This is a genomic window from Pseudomonas oryzihabitans, from assembly GCF_007665395.1.
Classification (GTDB): Bacteria; Pseudomonadota; Gammaproteobacteria; order Pseudomonadales; family Pseudomonadaceae; genus Chryseomonas; species Chryseomonas psychrotolerans_C.
Genome location: NZ_VDND01000014.1, coordinates 57,106 through 79,082, shown reverse-complemented (window position 1 = coordinate 79,082; position 21,977 = coordinate 57,106). Strand labels below are relative to the sequence as shown.

Sequence of the window (21,977 nt, the reverse complement as noted above, 5' to 3'; positions counted from 1 at the left end):
CACCCCCGGTCCTCTCGCAAAGGGAAAGAGGGAAGAGCGGTTGGCCTCGGCGCGCCTCTTGCCCTCACCCCAACCCGCTCCCCAGGGGAGAGGGGGTAAGAGCTGCACGCTGAGCGGCGTTTTGCTCCCCCTCTTCCTAAGGGGAGAGGGACAGGCGTTACTTGCCGCCCTTCACCGGCTCGTCGGACTTCTTGTCGTTGCCAGGGATGTAGGGGCTCCAGGGCTGGGCACGCACCGGGCCTTCGGTCTGCCAGACGACGTTGAACTGACCGTTGTCCTGGACCTCGCCGATCATCACCGGCTTGTGCAGGTGGTGGTTCTTCTCGTCCATCTTCACGGTGTAGCCGTCCGGCGCGGCGAAGGTCTGGCCGGCCATGGCCTTGCGCACCTTGTCGACGTCGGTGCTGCCGGCCTTTTCCACCGCCTGGGCCCACATGTGGATGCCGACGTAGGTGGCTTCCATGGGGTCGTTGGTCACGGCGGTCTGGTAGTTGGGCAGGTTCTTGGCCTTGGCGTAGGCCTTCCAGGCCGCGACGAACTTCTGGTTCACCGGGTTATCCAGCGACTCGAAGTAGTTCCAGGCGGCGAGCTGGCCCACCAGCGGCTTGGTATCGATGCCGCGCAGTTCTTCCTCGCCCACCGAGAAGGCCACCACCGGTACGTCGGTGGCCTTCAGACCCTGGTTGCCCAGTTCCTTGTAGAAGGGCACGTTGGAATCGCCGTTGATGGTGGAGACCACCGCGGTCTTGCCGCCCGCGGCGAACTTCTTGATGTTGGCGACGATGGTCTGGTAGTCGCTGTGGCCGAAGGGGGTGTAGACCTCTTCGATGTCCTTGTCCTGGATGCCCTTGCTGTGCAGGAAGGATCTCAGGATCTTGTTGGTGGTGCGCGGGTAGACGTAGTCGGTGCCCAGCAGGAAGAAGCGCTTGGCGCCGCCGCCTTCCTCGCTCAGCAGGTATTCCACCGCCGGGATGGCCTGCTGGTTCGGCGCCGCGCCGGTGTAGAAGACGTTCGGCGACATCTCTTCGCCCTCGTACTGCACCGGGTAGAACAGCAGGCCGTTGAGTTCTTCATAGACCGGCAGCACCGACTTGCGCGACACCGAGGTCCAGCAGCCGAAGGTGACCGCGACCTTGTCCTGGGTCAGCAGCTGGCGGCCCTTCTCGGCGAACAGCGGCCAGTTGGAGGCCGGGTCGACCACCACGGGTTCGAGTTTCTTGCCCAGCACCCCGCCCTTGGCGTTGATCTCGTCGATGGTCATCAGCGCCATGTCCTTGAGCGAGGTCTCGGAGATGGCCATGGTGCCGGAGAGCGAATGCAGGATGCCGACCTTGATGGTGTCCGCAGCGTGGGCGGCGCTCCAGGGGAACAGGCCGCTCATGAGCAGGGCGCTGGCGGCGAGGGTGGTCTTGAGAAGAGGGCGGCGCTTCATGCGAATGGCTCCTGGCGAACGTGCGCTGTTGTTGGGCTGGGCTCTGGGCCCGGCAATCGCCATTTCAGGATTTGTGCCAGGGGGCTTGGGGCCGCTTGAGGGCTGCGTTCCGGCCGCTTGACCGATCGCTCAGGATTCTCCCTGTGCACCAGTATGGGGCGGGTCCGAGCAAGCCAATGAGGGCTTGCACGATGCTGGTGCTACCTCGCGCGAAGGGGCCGATGGCCGTTGCCTTTTACGCAACATGAAAGACCGAATGCCGTATTGGTGGTGATGCCTGGAGCCTCCCATACTCGATCGCATGGGCTGGCCACCGGGTCGGTCGACAGCCATTCGCGAGAACGAGAAGAGGAGCAAGGCATGGGCATGCAGGTCGGGGTCATCGGACTCGGCAACATGGGCGGCAACATGGCGATCACCCTGGCACGCAAGGGCGTGTCGGTCATCGGGCTGGACCCCTCCAGCGCCGCCTGCGAGCGGGTCGCTGCCCAGGGCGTGGCCATCGCCGGCGACCTGGCCGCGCTGACCGCCGCCAGCGAGGTGATCGTGCTGTCGCTGCCCAAGGCCGAGCATGTCGAGGCCGTGTGCCTGGGCGAGGCGGGGTTGGTCGGTCAGGTGCGGCCGGGTACCGTGGTGGTCGACACCACCACCTCCACCCCCGAGACCAGCCGCCGGATGGCCGCGGCCTTCGCCGAGGTCGGCGCCGACTTCCTCGATGCGCCGGTGTCCGGCGGTCCGGCCGGCGCCGCGGCCGGCACCATGACCATGGTCATCGGCGGTAGCGACGCGGCCCTGGCCAAGGCGCTGCCGGCGCTGGAAGCCATGAGCGCGACCCGCGTGCACATCGGCGCCGTGGGCGCCGGCAACATCGCCAAGATCGCCAACAACCTGCTCGCCGCCGCGCACCTGATCACCACCGCCGAGGCGGTGACCCTGGCCGCCCGTGCCGGGGTAGCCCCGGAAAAGTTGATCGAAGGCATCAACGCCGGCTCCGGGCGCAGCGCCGCCAGCCAGGGCATGTTCCCCACCTGGGTGCTGAACAAGGCCTACGACTCCGGCTTCACCATGGGCCTGATGCGCAAGGACGTGGGCCTGGCCCGTGACCTCATCGCCGAACTCGGCCTCGAGCTGCCGCTGGCCGCGGCCACCGCCCAGGCCTGGGCGGCCAGTGCCGAGACCCTGGCCGATGGCGAGGATTTCTGCGCCATCGCGCGACGTACCAGCGAAGACCTGTTCGGCAAGGGGGAATGATCATGATGAATGCCAAGACTCTGGAATTGCTCAAGCCCTTCTGGGGCGACCGCCAGCAGGTCGCAAGCTTTGTGGACGGCGCCTTCGTCGACGGCAGCGGCGAGCAGGTCGAGGTGCGCAACGCCCATGACGACAGCCTCGCCTACCGCTACCCCGATGCCGACCTGGCCGTGGTCGAGCGCGCCGATGCCGCCGCCCGCCGGGCCCGCGAGGAATGGCGCGCCCTGACCGCCCAGGCCCGCGGACGCATCATCTACCGCGTCGGCGCCCTGATCCGCGAGGAAGCCGAGGCCCTGGCGCAGCTGGAATCCCTGACCGCCAACAAGCCGATCCGCGATGCCCGCGTCGAGGTGCTCAAGGTCGCCGAGATGTTCGAGTACTACGCCGGCTGGGCCGACAAGCTGCACGGCGAAGTCATCCCGGTGCCCACCAGCCACCTCAACTACGTGACCTACGAACCCCTGGGCACGGTGCTGCAGATCACCCCCTGGAACGCGCCCATCTTCACCGGCGGCTGGCAGATCGCCCCGGCCATCACCGCCGGCAACGCGGTGATCCTCAAGCCCTCCGAGCTGACCCCGGTGACTTCGCTGCTGCTCGGCGTGCTGGTGGAACGCGCTGGCGCGCCCAAAGGCCTGGTCAACGTCCTCGCCGGCCAGGGTCATACCGTGGGCCAGCAGGTGATCGCCCACGCCGACATCCGCAAGGTGGTCTTCGTCGGCTCGCCGGCCACCGGCCGCCACATCGCCGCCGCCGCGGCGCAGCGCTGCATCCCGGTAGTGCTGGAGCTGGGTGGCAAGTCGGCCAACATCGTCTTCGAGGACGCCGACCTGGATCTGGCCGTGCGCGGTGCCCAGGCGGCGATCTTCTCCGGCGCCGGCCAGAGTTGCGTCTCCGGTTCGCGGCTGCTGGTGCAGGAGTCCATCTACGAGCGCTTCATCCAGGCGGTGGCCCGCGCCGCCAGCCAGTTCAAGGTAGGGGATCCCAGCGATCCCGAGACCCAGATCGGCCCGATCCACAACGCCAAGCAATTCGCCCACGTGCGGCGGATGGTGGAAGGCGCTCTGGGTGAAGGCGCGCGGCACGTGGCCAACGGCGTCGAGCCGCTGCCGGCCGGGACCGGCTACTACGTCAATCCCACCGTGCTGGCCGGCCACAACGGCCTGACCTGCGCCCAGGAAGAGATCTTCGGGCCGGTGGTAGTGGCCATTCCGTTCAAGGACGAGGCCGATGCCATCCGCATCGCCAACGACAGCCGCTTCGGCCTGGCCGGCGCGGTCTGGACCCGTGACGTCGGACGTGCCCACCGGGTAGCCCGTGGCGTGCGCGCCGGTACCTTCTGGGTCAACGGCTACAAGACCATCCATGTCAGTTCGCCCTTCGGTGGCTATGGCGAGAGCGGCTACGGCCGCTCCTCCGGCCTCGATGCCCTGCGCGAATACAGCGAGGTGAAGAGCGTCTGGGTGGAGACCGCTGCGGTGCCTGCCGCCGGCTTCGGCTATGGCGCCAGCCTGGAGTAACAGATGACCATCCATCAATCCCTGTTGGACGACGCCCGCCGCTGGCGGCGCGACTTCCACGCCCATCCCGAACTGGGCTTCGCCGAACACCGCACCGCGGCGCGGGTGGCCGAGCTGCTGGAGGGCTTCGGCCTGGAGGTCCATCGCGGCCTCGGCGGCACCGGCGTGGTGGGCGTACTGCGCCACGGCGAGGGCCCCAGCCTGGGGCTGCGCGCCGACATGGACGCCCTGCCGATGCAGGAGGTGGGCGACGTTCCCCACCGTTCCACCGCGGCCGGACGCATGCACGCCTGCGGCCACGACGGCCACACCGCCATCCTGCTGGCCACGGCTCGGTACCTGAGCGAGACCCGCGACTTCCGCGGCACCCTCTTTTTCGTCTTCCAGCCCGCCGAGGAAAATCTCGGCGGCGCCCAGAAGATGATCGAGGACGGCCTGTTCGAACGCTTCCCGATGGACGCCATCTACGGCCTGCACAACTGGCCGGGTTTGCCGGCCGGCCAGGTGGTGGTCAATCCCGGCGCCATGATGGCCTCGCTGGACACCTTCGCCATCACCCTGACCGGCAAGGGCTGCCACGCGGCCATGCCGGAGCGCGGCCGCGATCCCATCGTCGCCGCGGCGGACCTGATCCTGCAGTTGCAGACCATCGTCGCCCGCCGCATCTCGCCGCTGGCGTCCGCGGTGGTCAGCGTGACCATGATGGAGGCCGGGGAGGCGATCAACGTCATCCCCGAGGTGGCGCGCCTCAGGGGCACGGTACGGTGCCTGGATGGCGCGGTACGCGCCGAGGTCGAGCGGCTGATCGGCGAAATCGTCGCCCAGGCCCCGGCGGCCCAGGGTGTGCGTGGCGAGCTGGCGTTCACCCGTGGCTATCCGGTGACCCAGAACCATCCCGCCCAGGCGGCGCGGGTGCGCCAGGCGGCGGTCACAGCCTTCGGCGCCGAGCGGGTCAGCGATGGCGTACCGCCGTCCATGGCCTCCGAGGACTTCGCCTTCATGCTGGCGGCGCGGCCGGGGGCCTATCTCTGGCTCGGCGTCGACGGCGCCCAGCCCTCGGCGCCGCTGCACAATCCAGCCTACGACTTCAATGACGCCATCATCGAGCCGGCGGTAAAGCTGTGGGCGGAGTTGGTGCGGCAGGAGTTGCCAGCCTGAGGTGTGCCTGCCGTCGGTCTGCAGAGCGCCGCTGACACTCAGCGAAAGGCGGTCATCTGCTGCACCAGGCTCGCCCGCAACTCGTCCGCCGCACGGCTGAGCTTGCGCCCCAGCCGGGTGACCAGCTCGACGTGGGCGCGGGCGAAGCCCGGATCGGCCAGGGGCAGGGCGCGCAAGGCGCCACTGTCCAGTTCCTGGGTCGCGGCGAACAGCGGCAAGAGGGTCACGCCGCCCTGCTGGGCATAGTGCTTGAGCAGGGTGAAGGTGTTGCAGGTGAGGGTCGGCGCCAGGCGCTGGCCGGCGGCCTGTTCCACGGCATCGAGCATCTGGCGGATGCCGTAGGAGATGTCCGGTAACGCCAGGCGGTGCCGGCCCAGTTCAGCCAGCGCGATGGGACCTGCGGTCGCGGCCAGCGGATGCTCCGGCGCCACCAGCGCGTAGAGCGGCTGCGGCCGGCTGCCATGCACCCGCAGGTGCGGATCGCGCGGCGGATTGAATACCAGCCCCAGGTGCGCCTCGTCCTCCATCACCTGGCGGATCACCTCATTGGTGCCCACCACGTTGACCCTGACCTCGATGTCCGGATGCCGCGCGGAAAATTCGCCCAGGCTGCGCGACAGGTCGCCGATGAACCCCTCGCCGATGGCCAGCGCCACGTTGCCGGTGCGCAGCCCCTGGAGGTCGGCGATGGCGTCTCTCAGGCCGTCGAGCTGGGTCTGGCGCTGGCGGAAATAGTCCAGCACCAGGCGACCGGCCTCGGTGGGGGTGATGCCACGGCGATGCCGCTCGATGAGATCGACGCCCAGCTCGGCCTCGACCTGGGCGATCTGCCGGCTGACCGCGGAAGGGGCGATGTCCAGGGCGTCGGCAGCGGCGCGCACGCTGCCCAGGCGCACCGCCTCGACGAAGTAATGCAAGCGCTGTTCGTGAATTCCACGCATCCTTGTGTTCTCGTAAAGGCAACGGAAAAGGCCATTTCCAGTATTGGAGAGAGAACAGGGCGCTGTCCATACTCGGCCCAAGACCACGGCCGCCCCGGCCTGGCCGAGGCCCGCGACGCAGAGGCCCGGAGCGGCGGAACAACTCCTGGAAAACAGCGTTCTTCCCGGCACTCCCGCTTCCGGACATCCTCCGTGCGACCTCGACCAGCCCTCCTAGAACGGCCGGGTCACGCTCCCTCGCGGAGCCTTCGTTTCTGCCCAGCGAGCCTCGCCGCTCGCGTCTGCCAACATACCAACAACCGAGCCCGCGAGTGGGCCGCAGGGGGAAGAATGAGTGCCAATCCGACTCTGGCCGTCGGCCAGGACCGCGCGGTCAGCGATACCGTCAAACTCTACATCTGGGCAGCCCTGGTGCTGCTGATCGCCGAGCTGGTCGGCGCCATCAGCATCCCGCTGGGGCCGGGCAAGGTGGTCCTGCTGCCGATGATCTGGGCGTTGCTGCTGGGTGCCGCGGTCGGTCTCGCCGGCCCGCGCCTGCCCCAGGGCCTGAGCGTCAGCCGCAGCGCCCAGGTGCGCTCGGCGGCCATCCTGCAATACGCCCTGCTGATCTTCATCGCCAAGCTCGGCCTGGTGGTGGGGGGCTCGCTGCCCACGGTGATCGCCGCGGGCTGGGCGCTGGCCTTCCAGGAGCTGGGACACTTCGTCGGCACCATCCTGCTCGGTCTGCCGGTGGCCTTGCTGCTGGGCATCAAGCGCGAGGCCGTCGGCGCCACCTTCTCGGTGGGCCGCGAGCCGAGCCTGGCGATCATCGGCGAGCGCTACGGCATGGATTCGCCGGAGGGGCGCGGCGTACTCGCCGAATACCTCACCGGTACCCTGATCGGTGCGGTATTCATGGCCATCGTGGCCGGCTTCATCGCCAGCCTGAATATCTTCCATCCCTATTCCCTGGCCATGGGCGCCGGCATCGGCTCGGGCAGCATCATGGCCGCCGCCGCCGGTGCGGTGGCCGCCCAGCAGACCCCCGAGGTGGCCAAGGAGGTCATGGCGCTGGCCGCCGCGGCCAACCTGATCACCACGACCCTGGGCACCTATTTCACCCTGTTCATCTCCCTGCCGCTGGCGGTCTGGGGCTATCGGGTGCTGGAGCCGCGCATCGGCCGCACCACCAAGGCCTCCTTCACCCAGAGCGCGGTGGACCAGACGGTGGTGGACGAGCCGGTGGAGCTGGGATGGTCGGGCCGCCTGAGCGCCTGGCTGGCCGCCGCGACCCTGGCGCTGCTCGGTACCTTCGTCGCCACCAAGACCCTGCCGACGGCCGCCCTCAGTGCCGTGGCGCTGATGATCGCCGCGGCCTTCGTCGGCGAACTGCTCTGCCAGCTGTTCCGCCGCAAGGTGCCGGCGGTGTGTTGGGTGTCGCTGGTGGCCATGTTCCTCACCTCGCCCTGGTGTCCGCTGGCGCCGCAGATCACCGCCGCCTCCAACAGCGTCGGCGTACTGGCGGTGATCACCCCCATGCTGGCCTTCGCCGGCCTGTCCATCGCCAAGGACATCCCCGCCTTCCGCCGCCTTGGCTGGCGCATCGTGGTGGTGTCCCTGACCGCCGGCTTCGGTACCTTCATCGGCGCGGTGTGCATCGCCGAGCTGTTCCACTGATGAACTCCCTGGCCCCGGTCGCCGTACCGGGGCCAGGCGTCCATACTGCAGCCTCCACTCCCTGGAGGTTTCCATGCAGCCCGATGCCGCTTCGCTCGCGTCCCATATCGATCACACCCTGCTCGCCGCCGACGCCAGTCGTGCGCGCATCGCCCAGCTATGCGCGGAGGCCAGGACCCACGGCTTCTATTCGGTGTGTGTGAATTCCGGCCAAGTCCCCTACGCGGTCGAGCAACTGGCTGGCAGTGCGGTCAAGGTCTGCGCGGTGGTGGGCTTTCCGCTGGGCGCCGGCTTGAGCGCGGCCAAGGCCTTCGAGGCCGAGCGCGCCATCGCCGCCGGGGCGGGGGAGATCGACATGGTGCTCAATATCGGCTGGCTCAAGGAGGGTCTGCTGGACGAGGTGTCCGCCGACATCGCCGCGGTGTTGACCGCCTGCGGGGCGGTACCGCTCAAGGTGATCCTGGAGACCGGCCTGCTCGACGAGACCCAGAAGCGCCAGGCCTGTCGCCTCTGTCGCGACCTCGGAGTGGCCTTCGTCAAGACCTCCACCGGCTTCGGCCACGGCGGCGCGACCCTGGAGGACGTGCGGCTGATGCGCGAAGAGGTGGGTCCGGAGATGGGCGTGAAAGCCTCTGGCGGCGTACGTGACCGCGCCACCGCCCAGGCCATGCTGGAGGCCGGTGCGACCCGACTGGGGACCAGTTCGGGGGTAGCCATCGTCACCGGTAGCGAAGGTGGGTCAGGGTACTAGACAGGACGAACGTAGGTTGGGTTGAGCACAGCGAAGCTCAACGGTGCGGCGTCGAGCTTTGGTGTGTTGGGCTTCGGCGATAAGGCCGCCTCAGCCCAACCTACGGCGTCAGCCCGGCCCCTGCCGGTACAGCTTGGAATCGCTGAAGTCCCCCGGCGCCAGCACCTCGCCGACCAGGATCAGCGCGGTGCGGCGAAAGTCCTTGTCGCGTGCCCGTTCGACGATGTCGGCTAGGGTGCCCTGGACGCTGTCCTGGTCCGGCCAACTGGCGCGGTGGACGATGGCGACCGGGCAGCTGGGGCCGTAGTGCGGCAGCAAGTCGGCGACGATGCGCTCCAGCTGGCCCACGCCTAGGTGGATGGCCAGGGTCGCGCGGTGCTGGGCCAGATCGGCCAGCGCCTCGCCTTCCGGCATGGCCGTGCGGCTGGCGTAGCGGGTGAGGATCACCGTCTGGCTGACGCCGGGCAGGGTCAGTTCGCAGCCCAGCAAGGCGGCGCAGGCGGCGGTCGCGGTCACGCCGGGGACGATCTCGTAGGGAATGCCCAGGGCCTGCAGGCGGCGGATCTGCTCGCCAATGGCGCCGTACAGCGAGGGATCGCCGGAGTGCACTCGGGCCACGTCCTGGCCGCGGGCGTGGGCGGCGGCGAGATGACCGACGATGGTGTCGAGATCCAGCTGGGCGGTGTCGATCACCGTCTCGGCCTGGTGGCCTTCCAGCACCGCCGCCGGCACCAGGGAGCCGGCGTAGAGGATCACCGGGCACTGGCGGATCAGCCGCTGGCCCTTGACGGTGATGAGGTCGGGATCGCCGGGGCCGGCGCCGATGAAATGGACGGTCATGGGATTTCTTCGGCGAGGGCGGCGAGCAGGTCGGCGACGCTGGCGAGTTCGCGGTCGACGGTGGGCAGGGCGGGGCGGCGCAGGATCAGCACCGGCAGGCCGCGCTCACGCGCTACCTGCAACTTGGGCTGGGTAGCGGCGCTGCCGCTGTTCTTGCTGATCAGCACATCGAAGTTGCCCTGGGCGAAGAGCGCACGCTCGGCGTCCAGGGCGAAGGGGCCGCGGTCGGCGATGATGCGGGCCTGGGCGGTGCCGGGATGGGCGTCGAGCAGGCGCAGGGTCCAGAACTGATGGGCGGGGATCTCGCCCAGGTGCTCCAGGGGTTCGCGCCCCAGGGTGAAGAAGGGGCGGGCGAAGGGCGCCAGCGCTGTCTGCAACTCGGCCCAGCCGGCCACTTCGCGCCAATCGTCCTCCGGCCCGGCCTGCCACCCCGGGCGGCGTAGAGCCCAGCAGGGGATGCCTGCGCTCGTTGCGGCCTGGGCGGCGTTATGGCTGATCTGGGCGGCGTAGGGGTGGGTGGCGTCCAGCAGCAGGTCGATACCTTCACTGCCAAGAAAGGCCGCCAGGCCCGCGGCGCCGCCGTAGCCGCCGACCCGCACCTGGCAGGGCAGGTCCTGAGGCACCCGGCCGAGGCCGGCCAGGCTGTAGCGGGCATCTGCCGGAAGCTGGCGGGCGATGGCCAGGGCCTCGGTGGTGCCGCCGAGCAGGAGGATCTTCATGGGATGGCTCCGACGAGGTCGTGGGCGTGCACCCTCACCCCCGACCCCTCTCCCGGGGGCAGAGGGGAGCAAAGCCGGTGCCTGGGATTGAGCCGCGGAGTCGGGGTCCTGGCCTCGCAGGCGGCGTTCCCGCCGGTCATTGCAGCTCGCTCAGAAAGACGAGTGGGCGTTAGCCCGTACGCCAGACTTCCAACCCACCACAGAACGACCCCTTCGCCCCTACGGGGAGAGGGCTGGGGTGAGGAGGCGAGGCCCTGCACAAGGCTTTCATCAATGATGAGAGCACGACGAAGCTGCCGAGCGCCTGACCGCCGCACTTCCCCCCGATCGTCACAGCGAACGACACCCTCGCCCCTACGGGGAGAGGGCCGGGGTGAGGGGGCGAGGCGCCGCTTACCGCTGCGGATTAAAGGGTCACACCAAGCCACTCCCTCTCCCCTCGGGGAGAGGGCTGGGGTGAGGGGGGCAACTCCAACACTCACGACTTCACCACCTCCAATAAGGTGATGGGCAGCGCCGCGCGCCAGGTGTCGAAGGCGCCCAGTGGCTGGGCCTGGGCCACCTGCAGGCGAGTCAGGTCGCCGCCGTGGTGTGCGCGAAAGGCCACCAGGGCCGCTTCGGTCTGTAGGGTCACGGCATTGGCGACCAGGCGGCCGCCGGAACGCAGCGCGTCCCAGCAGGTATCCAGCACCCTGGGCGCGGTCAGGCCGCCGCCGATGAAGATGGCGTCCGGCGTGGCCAGACCGGCCAGGGCCTCCGGGGCCTGGCCGGCCACCAGTTGCAGTGCCGGGGCGCCGAGGTGGTCGCGGTTGTGGCGGATATGAGCCTGGCGGCCGGCGTCGGCCTCGATGGCCAGTACCCGGCAGCCGGGATGGCTGCGCGCCCATTCGATGCCGATGGAGCCGCAGCCGGCGCCCACGTCCCACAGCAATTCGCCGGGGCGCGGCGCCAGGCGCGCCAGGGTCACGGCGCGCACATCGCGCTTGGTCAGTTGGCCGTCATGGCGATAGGCGTCGTCCGGCAGGCCGGGGGTGAGCGGCAGGCCCGGCTCACCGGTCTCGCTGAGGACCTCGATGGCGACCAGGTTGAGCGCCGCCGCCTCGGCCAGCGACCAGTCCTGGGCGCGGCCGGTAACCCGTCGTTCCAGCGGGCCGCCCAGATGCTCCAGCACCTGCAACGGGCTGGCGCCGAAGCCTTGCGCCACCAGCAGTTCAGCCAGGGCAGCGGGACTGCGGCCATCGTTGCTCAGGACCAGCAGCCGGGCGCCGGGATGCAGGTGGCGCACCACCCCGGCCAGGGGCCGGGCCACCACCGACAGCAGCGTCACCTCCTGCAGCGGCCAACCCAGGCGCGCGGCGGCCAGGGAGTAGGAGGAGGGCGCCGGCAATACCTGCAATTCGTCGGCCGACAACTGGCGCGACAGACTGGCGCCGACGCCGAACAGCATGGGATCGCCGCTGGCCAGGACGCAGACCGGGGTGCCGCGCCGGTCCAGCACCGGGGCCAGGGCGAAGGGCTGCGGCCAGGGCTCGCGGGTGGCGCCAATGCAGGGTGGCAGCAGCGCCAGCTGGCGCGGGCCACCGATGACGACCTGCGCCTCCAGCAGGGCGCGACGCGCCTGCTTGCCGAGGCCGGGGTAGCCGTCTTCGCCGATACCCACCACGGTCAGCCAGGGGATCATGAACAAACCTCATCGAACGTCAGCCGACCGGGCGTTTTCAAGGGGTCGGGCAAAGCGGGCATAATAACGTCTTTCCCGTTCAGCCCGACCTTCCGCCGTGAATCCTCCGCTTCCCACCGCCCTCGTCCCGCGGCCTTCGGCCTGTCCGGGCCTGCTGCGCATCGTGCCCGCGCGCGATGGCGGCCTGTGCCGGGTGAAGTTGCCGGGCGGCCGCCTCACGGCGGTTCAGGCCCGCGCCATCGCCCAGGCCAGCGAGCGCTGGGCGAGCGGCGTGCTGGAACTGACCAACAGAGCCAATCTGCAACTGCGCGGCGTGCGCCCGGACGGCGCCGACGCCCTGGTCGCTGCCCTGCAGGCCGCCGGTCTGGGCCCAGCCGATCCGGCGGCCGACGATGTGCGCAATCTGCTGCTCAGCCCCGCCGCGGGCCGTGATCCGCAACAGTTGCGCGACGTCCGCCCCCTGGCCGCCGAATTGCTTGCCCTGGTGGAAGGCGACCGCCGGCTGCATGGGCTGTCGGCCAAGTTCGCCCTGCAACTGGACGGCGGCGAGGCCCTGACGCGGCTCGACCATCCCCATGACGTCTGGCTGGCGGCCCGTGCCGAGGGCTATGTGCTCGGTCTCGCCGGCACCCCGCTGGACGCACCCCTGGGCCTGATTCCGCTGGGGCGCGAGGTGGCGACGGTGGCGCTGCTGCTGCATCGCTTCCTCGACCTGGCCAGCCCTGAGCAGAGCCGCATGCGCCAGTTGCTGGCGCAGCATCCGGCCGCAGCGCTGCTGGCGGGTCTGGACCTGCTGCCGGCTCCGCGGCACCCACGCGCCCCCGCGGAAACCGCAAGACGCCTGGGCATCCACCGCCAGCGCCAAGCTGGCCTCTGCTGGGTCGGTGCCCAACCCGCCCTGGGTCGACTCCCGACGGCGACCCTGGCTGCGGTCGCCGACCTCGCCGCGCGCCTGGGCAACGGCGACCTGCACCTCACCCCCTGGCAGGGCCTGCTGCTGCCGGATGTGCCGGTCTACCAGGCGCCGGAGCTGCTCGCCGCCCTGGCGGCCCTGGACCTGACCGTCGACCCCGCCGCGCCCCTGGCCCGCTTGGTCGCCTGTACCGGTAGCCAGGGCTGCGCCAAGGGCCAGGCCGAGACCAAGGGCGATGCCCTGCAGCTGGCCGAACGGCTGCCGGCCGGCGTGGAGGTCCATCTTTCCGGCTGCCCGCGCAGTTGCGCCCTGGCCGGTCAGGCGCCCCATACCCTGCTGGCCGTGGCCCCCGGCCGCTATGACCTCTTCGTGCGCGACGCCACCCAGCCCGGTCCGGGCCGGCGGCGCGCCACCCACCTTTCTCTCGACGAGGCCGCCGCCTGGCTGGCCCGGAGCCCTAGTGATGCTTGAGTACGAACGCGACGGCCAGGCGATCTATCGCCAATCCTTCGCCACTATCCGCGCCGAGGCTGATCTCTCGGCCATCCCCGCCGACCTGGAAAAGCTCGCCGTGCGGGTGATCCATGCCTGCGGCATGGTCGACGTGGTCCAGGACCTGGCCTTTTCCGCGGGGGCCGGCGCGGCCGGTCGCGCGGCCCTGGCGGCCGGTGCGCCCATCCTCTGCGATGCACGCATGGTCGCCGAAGGCGTCACCCGCACCCGGCTGCCGGCGAACAACCCGGTGATCTGCACCCTGCACGACGAAGGCATCCGCGAGCTGGCGCTGGAGCAGGGCAATACCCGCTCGGCGGTGGCCCTGGAGCGTTGGCGGCCGCACCTGGCCGGCAGCGTGGTGGTGATCGGCAATGCCCCCACGGCGCTGTTCTACCTGCTGGAAATGCTCGACGCCGGGGCGCCCAAGCCGGCGCTGATCCTCGGCATGCCGGTGGGGTTCGTCGGGGCGATGGAGTCCAAGGACGCCCTGGCGGCCGACAGCCGCGGCGTGCCCTATGTCATCGTCCGCGGCCGCCGGGGCGGCAGTGCCATGGCCGCCGCGGCGGTCAATGCCCTGGCCACGGAGGTGGAGTGATGGCCGGCCGCCTGCTCGGCCTGGGCGTTGGCCCGGGCGATCCGGAACTCATCACCGTGAAGGCCCTGCGCCTGCTGCAGGGCGCGCCGGTGGTGGCCTATTTCGTCGCCAAGGCCAAGGCCAACGTCGGCCAGGGCGGCAATGCCTATGGCGTCATCGAGGGTTATCTGCTGGACGGCCAGCAGCGCCTGCCGCTGGTCTATCCGGTGACCACCGAGAAGCTGGCGCCGCCGCTGTCCTACGAGACGGTGATCGCCGATTTCTACGACACCGCTGCTGCCCAGGTGGCCGACCACCTGGACGCCGGCCGTGACGTGGCGGTGATCTGCGAGGGCGATCCCTTCTTCTACGGCTCCTACATGTACCTGCACGACCGCCTGGCCGAGCGCTACGAGGCCCAGGTGGTGCCGGGGGTCTGCTCCATGCTCGGCGGCGTGGCCATGCTCGGCCTGCCGCTGGTCTATCGCAACCAGACCCTCACCGTGCTCTCCGGGGTGCTCTCCGCCGAGGAATTGAAGGCGCGCCTGCAGAGCGCCGATGCCGCCGTGGTGATGAAACTCGGCCGCAATTTCGACAAGGTGCGCCAGGTCCTGCGAGAGCTGGGCCTGGATCAGCGCGCCCGCTATATCGAGCGCGCCACCATGAGCAACCAGCGCATCGTGGCGCTGGACGAGGTCGAGCCCATGGCCTCGCCGTATTTCTCGCTGGTGGTGGTGCCGGGGGTGAAATGGAAGGGCTGAGTCCGGCCATCGTCATCCTCGGCCCCGGCGCCGAGGCCACCGCCCGCCGCTTGCAAGCTGGCCTGCCGGGTAGCCTGGTGCACGGCCTGGCCGGACGGGTCGCAGGCGACGTGAGCTACACCGCCTTCGGCGACCATTTGCGTGAACTCTATCGGCAGCAACGCCCGCTGGTGGTGCTCTGCGCCGCCGGCATCGTCATCCGCAGCCTGGCGCCGCTCCTGGACGACAAGACCGCCGAGCCGCCCGTGCTGGCGGTGGCCGAGGACGGCAGCGCCGTGGTGCCCCTGCTGGGTGGCCTGGCCGGTACCAATCGCCTGGCCCGCACCCTGGGTACGCTGCTGGCGGTGGCACCAGCCATCACCACCAGCGGCGAGCTGAGGTTCGGCACCTGTCTGCTCGATCCGCCGGCCGGCTATGCCCTGGCCGACGTCGACGTGGCCAAGCACCGGGTGGCCGATCTGCTGGCCGGTGCCCCGGTGCGCATCGAGGGCGAGGCGCCCTGGCTGGACGAGGTGCCCCTGGCGCGCGATCCCGCCGCCCACCAGCGCATCCTGGTCTCGCCGCTGGCCAGTGCCGACGACCACACCCTGCTGATCCATCCCCGCGCGGTGCTGGTGGCGGTACGCGCCGATGCCAGCGCTGCTGCCGTCACCGAACTGCTCGCCAGCACCGGCTACGCGCCAGGCGCCGTGGCCGTGCTCCTGGCGCGGGCCGAAGACATGGCCGCGCCCGCCCTGGCCGAGTTGAGCCAGGCGCTGGACGTACCGCTGAGATTCGTCGACGCCAGCACGCCGGACTTCGCCCAGGCGACCGTGACGCGGGCCCAGGAGCGAGGCATCGCCCTGCACCTGCACGGGACGCCGCTGGACCCGGACCGCCTCGGGCAGTGCCGTGGTCGCCTCAGCGTGGTGGGCCTCGGCCCCGGCGCGGCCGAGTTGATGGCGCCAGTGGTGCGGCGCGCCCTGGACCAGGCCCAGGACGTGCTCGGCTATGCCACCTACGTGAACATGGCTGGTCCCTTGCGTCCCGACCAGTTGGCCCATGCCAGCGATAACCGCGAGGAATTGCAGCGCGCCCGCCATGCCTTCGAACTGGCCGCCAGTGGGCGCCAGGTGGTAATGGTGTCGTCCGGCGACCCCGGCGTCTTCGCCATGGCCGCGGCGGTGCTGGAGGTGCTGGAAGGCGCCACGGATCCGCGCTGGGTCGCGGTGGAACTGGAGATCCTGCCGGGCATCACCGCGGCCATGGCCAGCGCCGCCCTGGCCGGCGCGCCCCTGGGCCACGACTTCTGCCTGATCTCCCTGTCCGACAACCTCAAGCCCTGGGCGGTGATCGAGCAGCGGCTGCGCCAGGCTGCCGCGGCGGACCTGGCCATGGCCTTCTACAACCCCATCTCCAAGGCCCGTCCGCACCAACTGGACCGGGCCCTGGATGTCCTGCGTAGCTGTCGCCCGGCGACCACTCCGGTGATCCTCGGCCGCGACGTCGGCCGGCCCGGCGGCGGTCTCGAGTACACCAGCCTCGGCGCCCTGCGCAGCGAGATGGTCGATTCACGCACCCTGGTGATCCTCGGCTCCAGCCATACCCGGCGCTTCAAGCGGGCCGATGGCGGCGAATGGGTCTATACGCCACGCTGGTATGATCCTGAGTTGTTATAAAGTAACATCTAGTGCTTGAAGATTGGTCGCCGCTGGTTCACCGTCGGCGACCCCTTAGATCCCTTGGCGGGAAGCCGGTGAGAAGCCGGCGCGGTCGCGCCACTGTAAGCTTCGCGAGAAGCGAGCCAGACCTCACCAGGGGATACCCATCATCCACAAGGGACGCGTCATCCCAGGGAGAGTCCATGCTTCGCCATCTTTCGCCGCTGCTCGCGGCCGCGGCACTGTCCGTTTCGGCCTTCACCGCCCAGGCCGCCACCCACTATCCGTTGACCGTGCACAACTGCGGTCGCGACCTGGTCTTCGAGCGCGCCCCCCAGCGCCTGGTCAGTATCGGCCAGGCCAGCACCGAGCTGCTGCTGCGCCTGGGTGTGGCCGCGCGGCTGGTGGGCACCGGCGTCTGGTTCGGCGGCTTGCCCGCGGACCTGCAGGACGAGGGCAAGGGCATTCCGCGGCTGGCCGACAACGCGCCCAGCTTCGAGGCCGTGGTCGGTACCCGGCCGGACCTGGTGGCGGCGCAGTACACCTATCACGTCGGTCCCGGCGGTGAGGTGGCGGACTTCCCGCGTTTCGCCAACCTGGGCATCGCCGCCTACGTGGCGCCCAGCGATTGCGAAGGCAAGGCGGTGACCGCCGACTCCAACAGCGATGGTAGCCGCAGCGCCCCCTTCGACATGCAGCTGGTAACCCGCGAGGTGCACGAACTGGCGGCCATCCTCGATGTGCAGCCGGCCGGCGACCGCCTGGCGGCTGATTTGGACCGGCGCATCGCCGCTGCTGGCGAGAAAGCCAAGGCTGCCGGGGTGCAGGGTCGTTCGGTGCTGTTCTGGTTCTCCAGTACGCGCCTGGAAGGGGACCCCTGGGTGGCCGGCAACCTCGGTGCGCCCGCCTGGATCGCGCGCGCCCTGGGGCTGCGCAATGTGGTGGACAGCGCCGAGGAATGGCCGGCGGTGAGCTGGGAGCGCATCGCCGCCCTGGACCCGGACTACATCGTCGTGGCGCGCATGGACCGCCGCCTGTACCCGGCCGACGACGTCGACAAGAAGCTGGCCTTCCTGCGCAGCGACCCCCTGACCCGCGAATTGCGCGCGGTGCGCGAGAACCACCTGCTGGTGGTGGACGCCCCGACCCTCAACCCCTCGCTGCGGGTGGTGGACGGCGTCGAGGCCCTGGCCAGCGATCTGGGCAAACCCAAACCATGAGCCTGCCCCTGGCGGCCGCAGGCGCCCGGCCCTGGCGCTGGCTGCTGGGCCTGGCCGCCGTGCTGGCGCTGGCCGCCAGCGTGGTGTTCGCGGCCTCCTTCGGCGAGATGCCCATCGCCCCCTTGACCAGCCTGCAGGCCATCGCCAATGGCCTCGGCCTGGGGCCCTATCCGGTGGAGCGCATCGTCCAGGGCATCGTCTGGGAATACCGCTTCAGCCGCGCCCTGGTGGCCGCCTGCTGCGGGGCGGGCCTGGCGGTCTCGGGGGCCATCCTCCAGGCGCTGTTGCGCAACGCCCTGGCCGAACCCTATGTGCTGGGACTGTCGGCCGGCGCTTCCACCGGCGCGGTGCTGGTGATGCTGCTGGGCGTCGGCGGGGGTGTGCTCGGGGTCTCCCTGGGCGCCTTCCTCGGCGCCCTGCTGGCCTTCACCGTGGTGCTGCCCTTCCTCGGCAGCGGTGGCAGCACCCGCATCATCCTCGCCGGGGTCGCCGCCTCCCAGCTGTTCAACGCCCTGACCGCCTACATCGTCGCCACCGCAGCCAACGCCGAGCAGGCGCGCAGCGTGATGTTCTGGCTGCTCGGCAGCCTGTCCGGGGTGCGCTGGCCGGATGTCTGGCTGGCCGGCGCCGTGGTCCTCGGCGGCCTGCTGGTGTGCCTGGCCTGCGCCCGGGCGCTGGACGCCTTCGCCTTCGGCGAGGACGCCGCCGCCAGCCTCGGCGTGGCGGTGGGCCCACTGCGCCTGTTGCTCCTGGCGGTCACCGGCCTGATCACCGCCTGCCTGGTCAGCCTGGTCGGAGCGGTGGGCTTCGTCGGCCTGGTGATCCCCCATGTGGCGCGCTTCCTGGTCGGTCCGGGGCATGGTCGGCTGCTGCCCGCCTGCGCCCTGATCGGCGCCCTGTTCATGGTGCTGGCCGACATCGTTGCCCGCACCCTGGTGGCCAAGCAGACCCTGCCCATCGGCGTGGTCACCGCCCTGGTCGGGGCGCCGGCCTTCGCTTTCATCCTCTATCGCGCGCGGGAGGTCCGATGAGTCTGGCCGCGCGCGACGTGGCCTGGAGCGCCGGTGGCCAGCCGATCCTGCGCGGGGTGACCCTCGCGGTGCCGCCCGGCGGCGTGCTCGGGCTGCTCGGCCCCAACGGCTCGGGCAAGTCCAGCCTGTTGCGGCTGCTGGCCGGCCTGCGGCGGCCGGAGGAGGGCAGGGTCAGCCTCGACGAGACGCCGCTGAAGCTGCTGCGCCGCCGCGACCTGGCGCGCCGGGTCGCGCTGGTGGAGCAGCAGGCCGGCACCGAGGCCGATCTCTCGGTGGCCGAGGTGGTGCGCCTGGGCCGCACGCCCCATCGTGGCCTGCTCGACGCCTGGAGCGCCCGCGACGCCGAGGTCTGCCAGCGCGCCCTGGCCCAGGTCGGGCTGGCCGACAAGGCCAGTCGTCGTTGGCCCAGCCTCTCTGGCGGCGAACGCCAGCGCGCCCAGATCGCTCGCGCCCTGGCCCAGGAGCCCAGCGAACTCCTGCTCGACGAACCCACCAACCATCTGGATATCCAGCACCAGCTGGAGATCCTCGACCTGGTCCGCCGTCTGCCGGCCACCTGCGTGCTGGCCATCCACGACCTCAACCTGGCCGCGCTGTTCTGTGACCGCCTGGCGGTGCTCAGGGACGGGCGCCTGGTCGCCGAGGGCACCCCGGCCGAGGTGCTGACGGCCGAGCTGATCCAACAGGTGTGGGGGGTGAGGGCCGAGGTCAGTCTGGACGGCCCGGAGGTCCGGCCGACGATCCGCTATCGGCTGGGCTGACGGCGCCGCACCGGGCCGGCGCTCTCGTCGATCACCCGCTTCAGCGCCGGGCGTCCGCCCAGCATGAAGACCAGCTCCACGACGATGAACAGCGGGCCGATGGCCAGTCCGGCGAGGTCGTCGAGAAAGGCGGGCTTGCGTCCTTCGTAGTGGTGCCCGACGAACTGGATGGCCCAGCCCGCTACGAACAGACCCAGGCCCCAGGCCAGCCATAGTGCTGTGGTCCGGGCCGCCAGCAGGGCGCCTAGCCAGAGGGCCAGGGCGAGCAGGGCGGTCATCAGCAGCCCGAGCGGACGATCCAGGCGCAGATAGAAGATCGCCACCGCGCCAGCGACCTCCACGGCGGGTGACAGCGGCCAGCCCGCCAGGCTGAAAACCGGGCGGGACAGCAGGCTGGCCACCGCCAGGACGATCAGCAGGATGCCGGGAAAATGACTGGCGATGTTGCGCGGATCGCGGTGATAGCGGGCGTATTGGCTGAGATGCTCTTCCAGGGTCTTCATCGGCAGGCTGCCCAGGCGGCGGGTAGGAGCTCCAGCATGCACCTGGGCGGTCGTTCTGTCTGCCGGGTCCGAGACGGTTGCCATTGCGATGATCGCCCCTTCGCTCGATAATCGGCCAAAAGCCTGCCGAGGATAGGGTCGATGGACGATAACCGCACCGCTCATGCCACGGGGCTACCGCCGTTGGCGGCGCCGCCGATCATCGCCTCGCCGGCCAAGCGCATCGAAGCCTTCGCCGGCGACCCGAATTTCATGACCTCCCTGGCGCGTGGCCTGGCGGTGATCCACGCCTTCCAAGAACGCAAGCGCCAGCTGACCATCGCCCAGATCAGCCACCGCACCGAGATCCCGCGCGCGGCGGTGCGGCGCTGCCTGCATACCCTGATGAAACTGGGCTACGTCACCACCGATGGCCGCACCTATTCGCTGCTGCCCAAGGTGCTGACCCTTGGCCACGCCTATCTGTCGTCCACGCCGCTGGCGGTCACCGCCCAGCCGGTGCTCGACCGCCTCAGCGAACAGCTGCACGAGGCCTGTTCCATGGCCACCCTGGAGGGTGACGAGATCCTCTATATCGCTCGCTCGGCCACGCCGCAGCGGCTGATCTCGGTGGACCTCAGCGTCGGCAGCCGGTTGCCGGCCTATTGCACCTCCATGGGCCGCATCCTGCTCGCCGCCCTGGACGATGCCGCCCTGCACGACTACCTGGAGCACGCCGATCTGCAGGCCAAGACCAGCCGCACCCTCTACCAGCCGCCAGCGCTCATCGACTGCCTGGGCCAGGTACGCCAGCAGGGCTACGTGGTGGTCGACCAGGAATTGGAAGTGGGGCTGAGATCCCTGGCGGTACCCCTGCGCGATGCCGCCGGCCAGGTGCTGGCGGCGCTCAATGTCGGCACCCACGCCAGCCGGGTCAGCCGCCAGGAGCTGGAGACGAGATTCCTGCCGGTGCTGCTGGCGGCCAGCCAGGAATTGAGCACTCGGCTGTTTCACTAGTGCCGAAATAGCTGCCTCAGAGCGGCTGGCGCCATACCTTCAGGGTATGGCGCTGCACCTGCCGGATATTGGACAGCCTGGCGCACCGCTGCGCATCCTGAGGGCATAACAACAAGCCGTCAGGAGTACCGTCTATGGACAGGGTCTTGCTGAGCGAGCGGAGTCGGGTCTTCGCGGCCTGCGCTCCCGGCCAGGTCTCGGAATACGTCGGTCGCCACCTGGGTAGCCATCGCCTGCAAATTTCCCGCGATGCCATCGCCCAGGCCAGCCTTGCCCATCGCAGTTTCGCCGCCCTCGACCTCTGCCGGCTGCACTATGCCGGCCAGGTACGCATCCTGGCGCCGGCGTGGGACGACCGCTACCACCTGCAGATTCTCTTGCGGGGTCGCTGCCTGTGGCAGGGCCACGAGGATGCGCGCTGCTATGGACCAGGTGAGCTGATGCTGCTCAATCCCCGCGAGCCGGTGGACCTGGTCTATTCCGACAATTGCGAGAAATTCATCGTCAAGCTCCCGGTGACGCTGCTCGAGCGCGTTTGCCAGGCGCAGGGCTGGACGCTGCCGGCCACGGGCATCCGTTTCGTCCGGCCCGTGGCGCAGCGTCCCTCCGAGGACATCCTCGATCTGCTGGCGCTGATCTGCCATGAAGCCGAGGAGAGTCTGCCCAACGGCCTCCACGAGCCCTATCTGCAGATCCTGGTGGCCAAGTTGCTGCTGCAACTGCCGAGCAATCTAAAGCCCCAGGTCGACCGGCCCGAACCCTGCGGCCGTTTCACCCAATTGCTCGACTATCTGGAGGCGCACCTTGGTGACGAGCTCAGCCCACGCCAGTTGGCCGCCCAGGTGCACCTCAGCGAGCGCGCCCTGTACGGCCTGTTCCAGCGGGAGGTCGGTTGTGCACCGCTGGAATTCGTCCGTCGGCGCCGGCTGGAGCGGGCCCGCGCGACGCTGCTCGATCCGCGTGCCGCGGCGCGCAGCGTGACCGAAGTGGCCCTGGCCCATGGCTTCCTACACCTGGGCCGTTTCGCCCAGCACTACAGGGCGCGTTTCGGCGAATCGCCGTCGGCTACCTGGCGCGGACGCTCGAGCTAGACGGCAGCGAACGGATAATCCCGTGCAGCGGCGGGATAGTGGC

General features: G+C 70.0%; 20 protein-coding genes and 1 riboswitch. Of the genes, 14 read left to right on the top strand and 6 right to left on the bottom strand.

The annotated features are described in order from the left end of the window. Positions 1–157 precede the first annotated feature (157 nt). Positions 158–1,432, bottom strand: a complete 1,275-nt coding sequence (gene urtA, locus FSV73_RS22690; protein WP_145011872.1) for an urea ABC transporter substrate-binding protein — start codon at positions 1,430–1,432, stop codon at positions 158–160. Positions 1,433–1,792: 360 nt separating this feature from the next. Here urtA and FSV73_RS22685 point away from each other — a divergent pair, with 360 nt between their 5' ends. The 3 genes from FSV73_RS22685 to FSV73_RS22675 are packed head-to-tail and all read left to right on the top strand — an operon-like array spanning position 1,793 to position 5,361. After that, positions 1,793–2,683, top strand: a complete 891-nt coding sequence (locus tag FSV73_RS22685; protein ID WP_145011869.1) for an NAD(P)-dependent oxidoreductase — start codon at positions 1,793–1,795, stop codon at positions 2,681–2,683. 2 nt (positions 2,684–2,685) lie between these two features. Beyond that, complete coding sequence (locus tag FSV73_RS22680; RefSeq protein ID WP_145011866.1) at positions 2,686–4,203, top strand: aldehyde dehydrogenase family protein; 1,518 nt, start codon at positions 2,686–2,688, stop codon at positions 4,201–4,203. A gap of 3 nt (positions 4,204–4,206) precedes the next feature. Beyond that, the gene (locus FSV73_RS22675) at positions 4,207–5,361 is read left to right on the top strand and encodes a M20 aminoacylase family protein (RefSeq protein ID WP_145011863.1); all 1,155 of its coding nucleotides are present in this window, start codon (positions 4,207–4,209) and stop codon (positions 5,359–5,361) included. A 38-nt stretch (positions 5,362–5,399) separates the two neighbouring features. On the opposite strand, the gene FSV73_RS22670 is transcribed toward FSV73_RS22675, so the two are convergent. Beyond that, entirely contained in the window at positions 5,400–6,302 is a 903-nt protein-coding gene (locus tag FSV73_RS22670; protein WP_145011860.1) for a LysR family transcriptional regulator, read from the bottom strand. A gap of 330 nt (positions 6,303–6,632) precedes the next feature. Here FSV73_RS22670 and FSV73_RS22665 point away from each other — a divergent pair, with 330 nt between their 5' ends. Both FSV73_RS22665 and deoC read left to right on the top strand, forming a co-directional pair. Then, positions 6,633–7,958 carry a DUF3100 domain-containing protein gene (locus tag FSV73_RS22665; RefSeq protein WP_145011857.1) on the top strand — a complete coding sequence of 442 codons (1,326 nt, stop codon included), beginning with the start codon at positions 6,633–6,635 and terminating at the stop codon, positions 7,956–7,958. 73 nt (positions 7,959–8,031) lie between these two features. Continuing rightward, entirely contained in the window at positions 8,032–8,709 is a 678-nt protein-coding gene (deoC, locus tag FSV73_RS22660; protein WP_145011854.1) for a deoxyribose-phosphate aldolase, read from the top strand. Positions 8,710–8,817: 108 nt separating this feature from the next. Here deoC and cobM read toward each other — a convergent pair whose 3' ends face one another. From cobM to cbiE, 3 genes are all read right to left on the bottom strand, one after another. Further along, complete coding sequence (gene cobM, locus FSV73_RS22655) at positions 8,818–9,549, bottom strand: precorrin-4 C(11)-methyltransferase (RefSeq protein ID WP_145011852.1); 732 nt, start codon at positions 9,547–9,549, stop codon at positions 8,818–8,820. Beyond that, complete coding sequence (locus FSV73_RS22650) at positions 9,546–10,268, bottom strand: cobalt-precorrin-6A reductase (protein ID WP_145011849.1); 723 nt, start codon at positions 10,266–10,268, stop codon at positions 9,546–9,548. Before FSV73_RS22650 ends, cobM begins: the two co-directional genes overlap by 4 nt. A 478-nt stretch (positions 10,269–10,746) precedes the next feature. After that, a complete protein-coding gene (gene cbiE / locus FSV73_RS22645; RefSeq protein WP_145011844.1) occupies positions 10,747–11,949 on the bottom strand; it encodes a precorrin-6y C5,15-methyltransferase (decarboxylating) subunit CbiE in 1,203 nt (400 codons plus the stop codon). A 97-nt stretch (positions 11,950–12,046) separates the two neighbouring features. Between cbiE and cobG the strand changes: the two genes are divergently transcribed. The 7 genes from cobG to FSV73_RS22610 all read left to right on the top strand — a co-directional run bounded on the left by cobG (position 12,047) and on the right by FSV73_RS22610 (position 19,344). Then, positions 12,047–13,333 (top strand): precorrin-3B synthase, encoded by a 1,287-nt coding sequence (cobG, locus tag FSV73_RS22640; protein WP_145011840.1) that lies wholly within the window; start codon positions 12,047–12,049, stop codon positions 13,331–13,333. Next, positions 13,326–13,952, top strand: a complete 627-nt coding sequence (locus tag FSV73_RS22635; protein ID WP_145011837.1) for a precorrin-8X methylmutase — start codon at positions 13,326–13,328, stop codon at positions 13,950–13,952. Before cobG ends, FSV73_RS22635 begins: the two co-directional genes overlap by 8 nt. Continuing rightward, positions 13,952–14,692, top strand: coding sequence for a precorrin-2 C(20)-methyltransferase (locus FSV73_RS22630; RefSeq protein ID WP_145011834.1), 741 nt, complete (start codon positions 13,952–13,954; stop codon positions 14,690–14,692). The genes FSV73_RS22635 and FSV73_RS22630 overlap by 1 nt, the downstream gene beginning before the upstream one ends. Next, positions 14,680–16,350, top strand: coding sequence for a precorrin-3B C(17)-methyltransferase (gene cobJ, locus FSV73_RS22625; RefSeq protein WP_186309317.1), 1,671 nt, complete (start codon positions 14,680–14,682; stop codon positions 16,348–16,350). The genes FSV73_RS22630 and cobJ overlap by 13 nt, the downstream gene beginning before the upstream one ends. Before the next feature lie 16 nt (positions 16,351–16,366). After that, positions 16,367–16,504: riboswitch (cobalamin riboswitch) on the top strand. A 31-nt stretch (positions 16,505–16,535) separates the two neighbouring features. Beyond that, positions 16,536–17,552, top strand: coding sequence for an ABC transporter substrate-binding protein (locus FSV73_RS22620; protein WP_145011831.1), 1,017 nt, complete (start codon positions 16,536–16,538; stop codon positions 17,550–17,552). Next, positions 17,549–18,583: a FecCD family ABC transporter permease gene (locus FSV73_RS22615; protein ID WP_145011829.1), complete on the top strand. Its 1,035-nt coding sequence runs from the start codon at positions 17,549–17,551 to the stop codon at positions 18,581–18,583. The genes FSV73_RS22620 and FSV73_RS22615 overlap by 4 nt, the downstream gene beginning before the upstream one ends. Next, positions 18,580–19,344, top strand: coding sequence for an ABC transporter ATP-binding protein (locus tag FSV73_RS22610; RefSeq protein WP_145011826.1), 765 nt, complete (start codon positions 18,580–18,582; stop codon positions 19,342–19,344). The genes FSV73_RS22615 and FSV73_RS22610 overlap by 4 nt, the downstream gene beginning before the upstream one ends. Here the strand turns inward: FSV73_RS22610 and FSV73_RS22605 are convergent. After that, positions 19,329–19,847 (bottom strand): DUF962 domain-containing protein, encoded by a 519-nt coding sequence (locus FSV73_RS22605; RefSeq protein WP_145012056.1) that lies wholly within the window; start codon positions 19,845–19,847, stop codon positions 19,329–19,331. The two genes, FSV73_RS22610 and FSV73_RS22605, sit on opposite strands and share 16 nt — an antisense overlap. 141 nt (positions 19,848–19,988) lie before the next feature. Here FSV73_RS22605 and FSV73_RS22600 point away from each other — a divergent pair, with 141 nt between their 5' ends. Beyond that, positions 19,989–20,843 (top strand): IclR family transcriptional regulator domain-containing protein, encoded by an 855-nt coding sequence (locus tag FSV73_RS22600; protein WP_145011823.1) that lies wholly within the window; start codon positions 19,989–19,991, stop codon positions 20,841–20,843. Between the two features lie 134 nt (positions 20,844–20,977). After that, on the top strand, positions 20,978–21,934 hold the full coding sequence (locus FSV73_RS22595) for an AraC family transcriptional regulator (protein ID WP_145011820.1): 957 nt from the start codon (positions 20,978–20,980) through the stop codon (positions 21,932–21,934). The last annotated feature ends 43 nt before the right edge of the window (positions 21,935–21,977 follow it).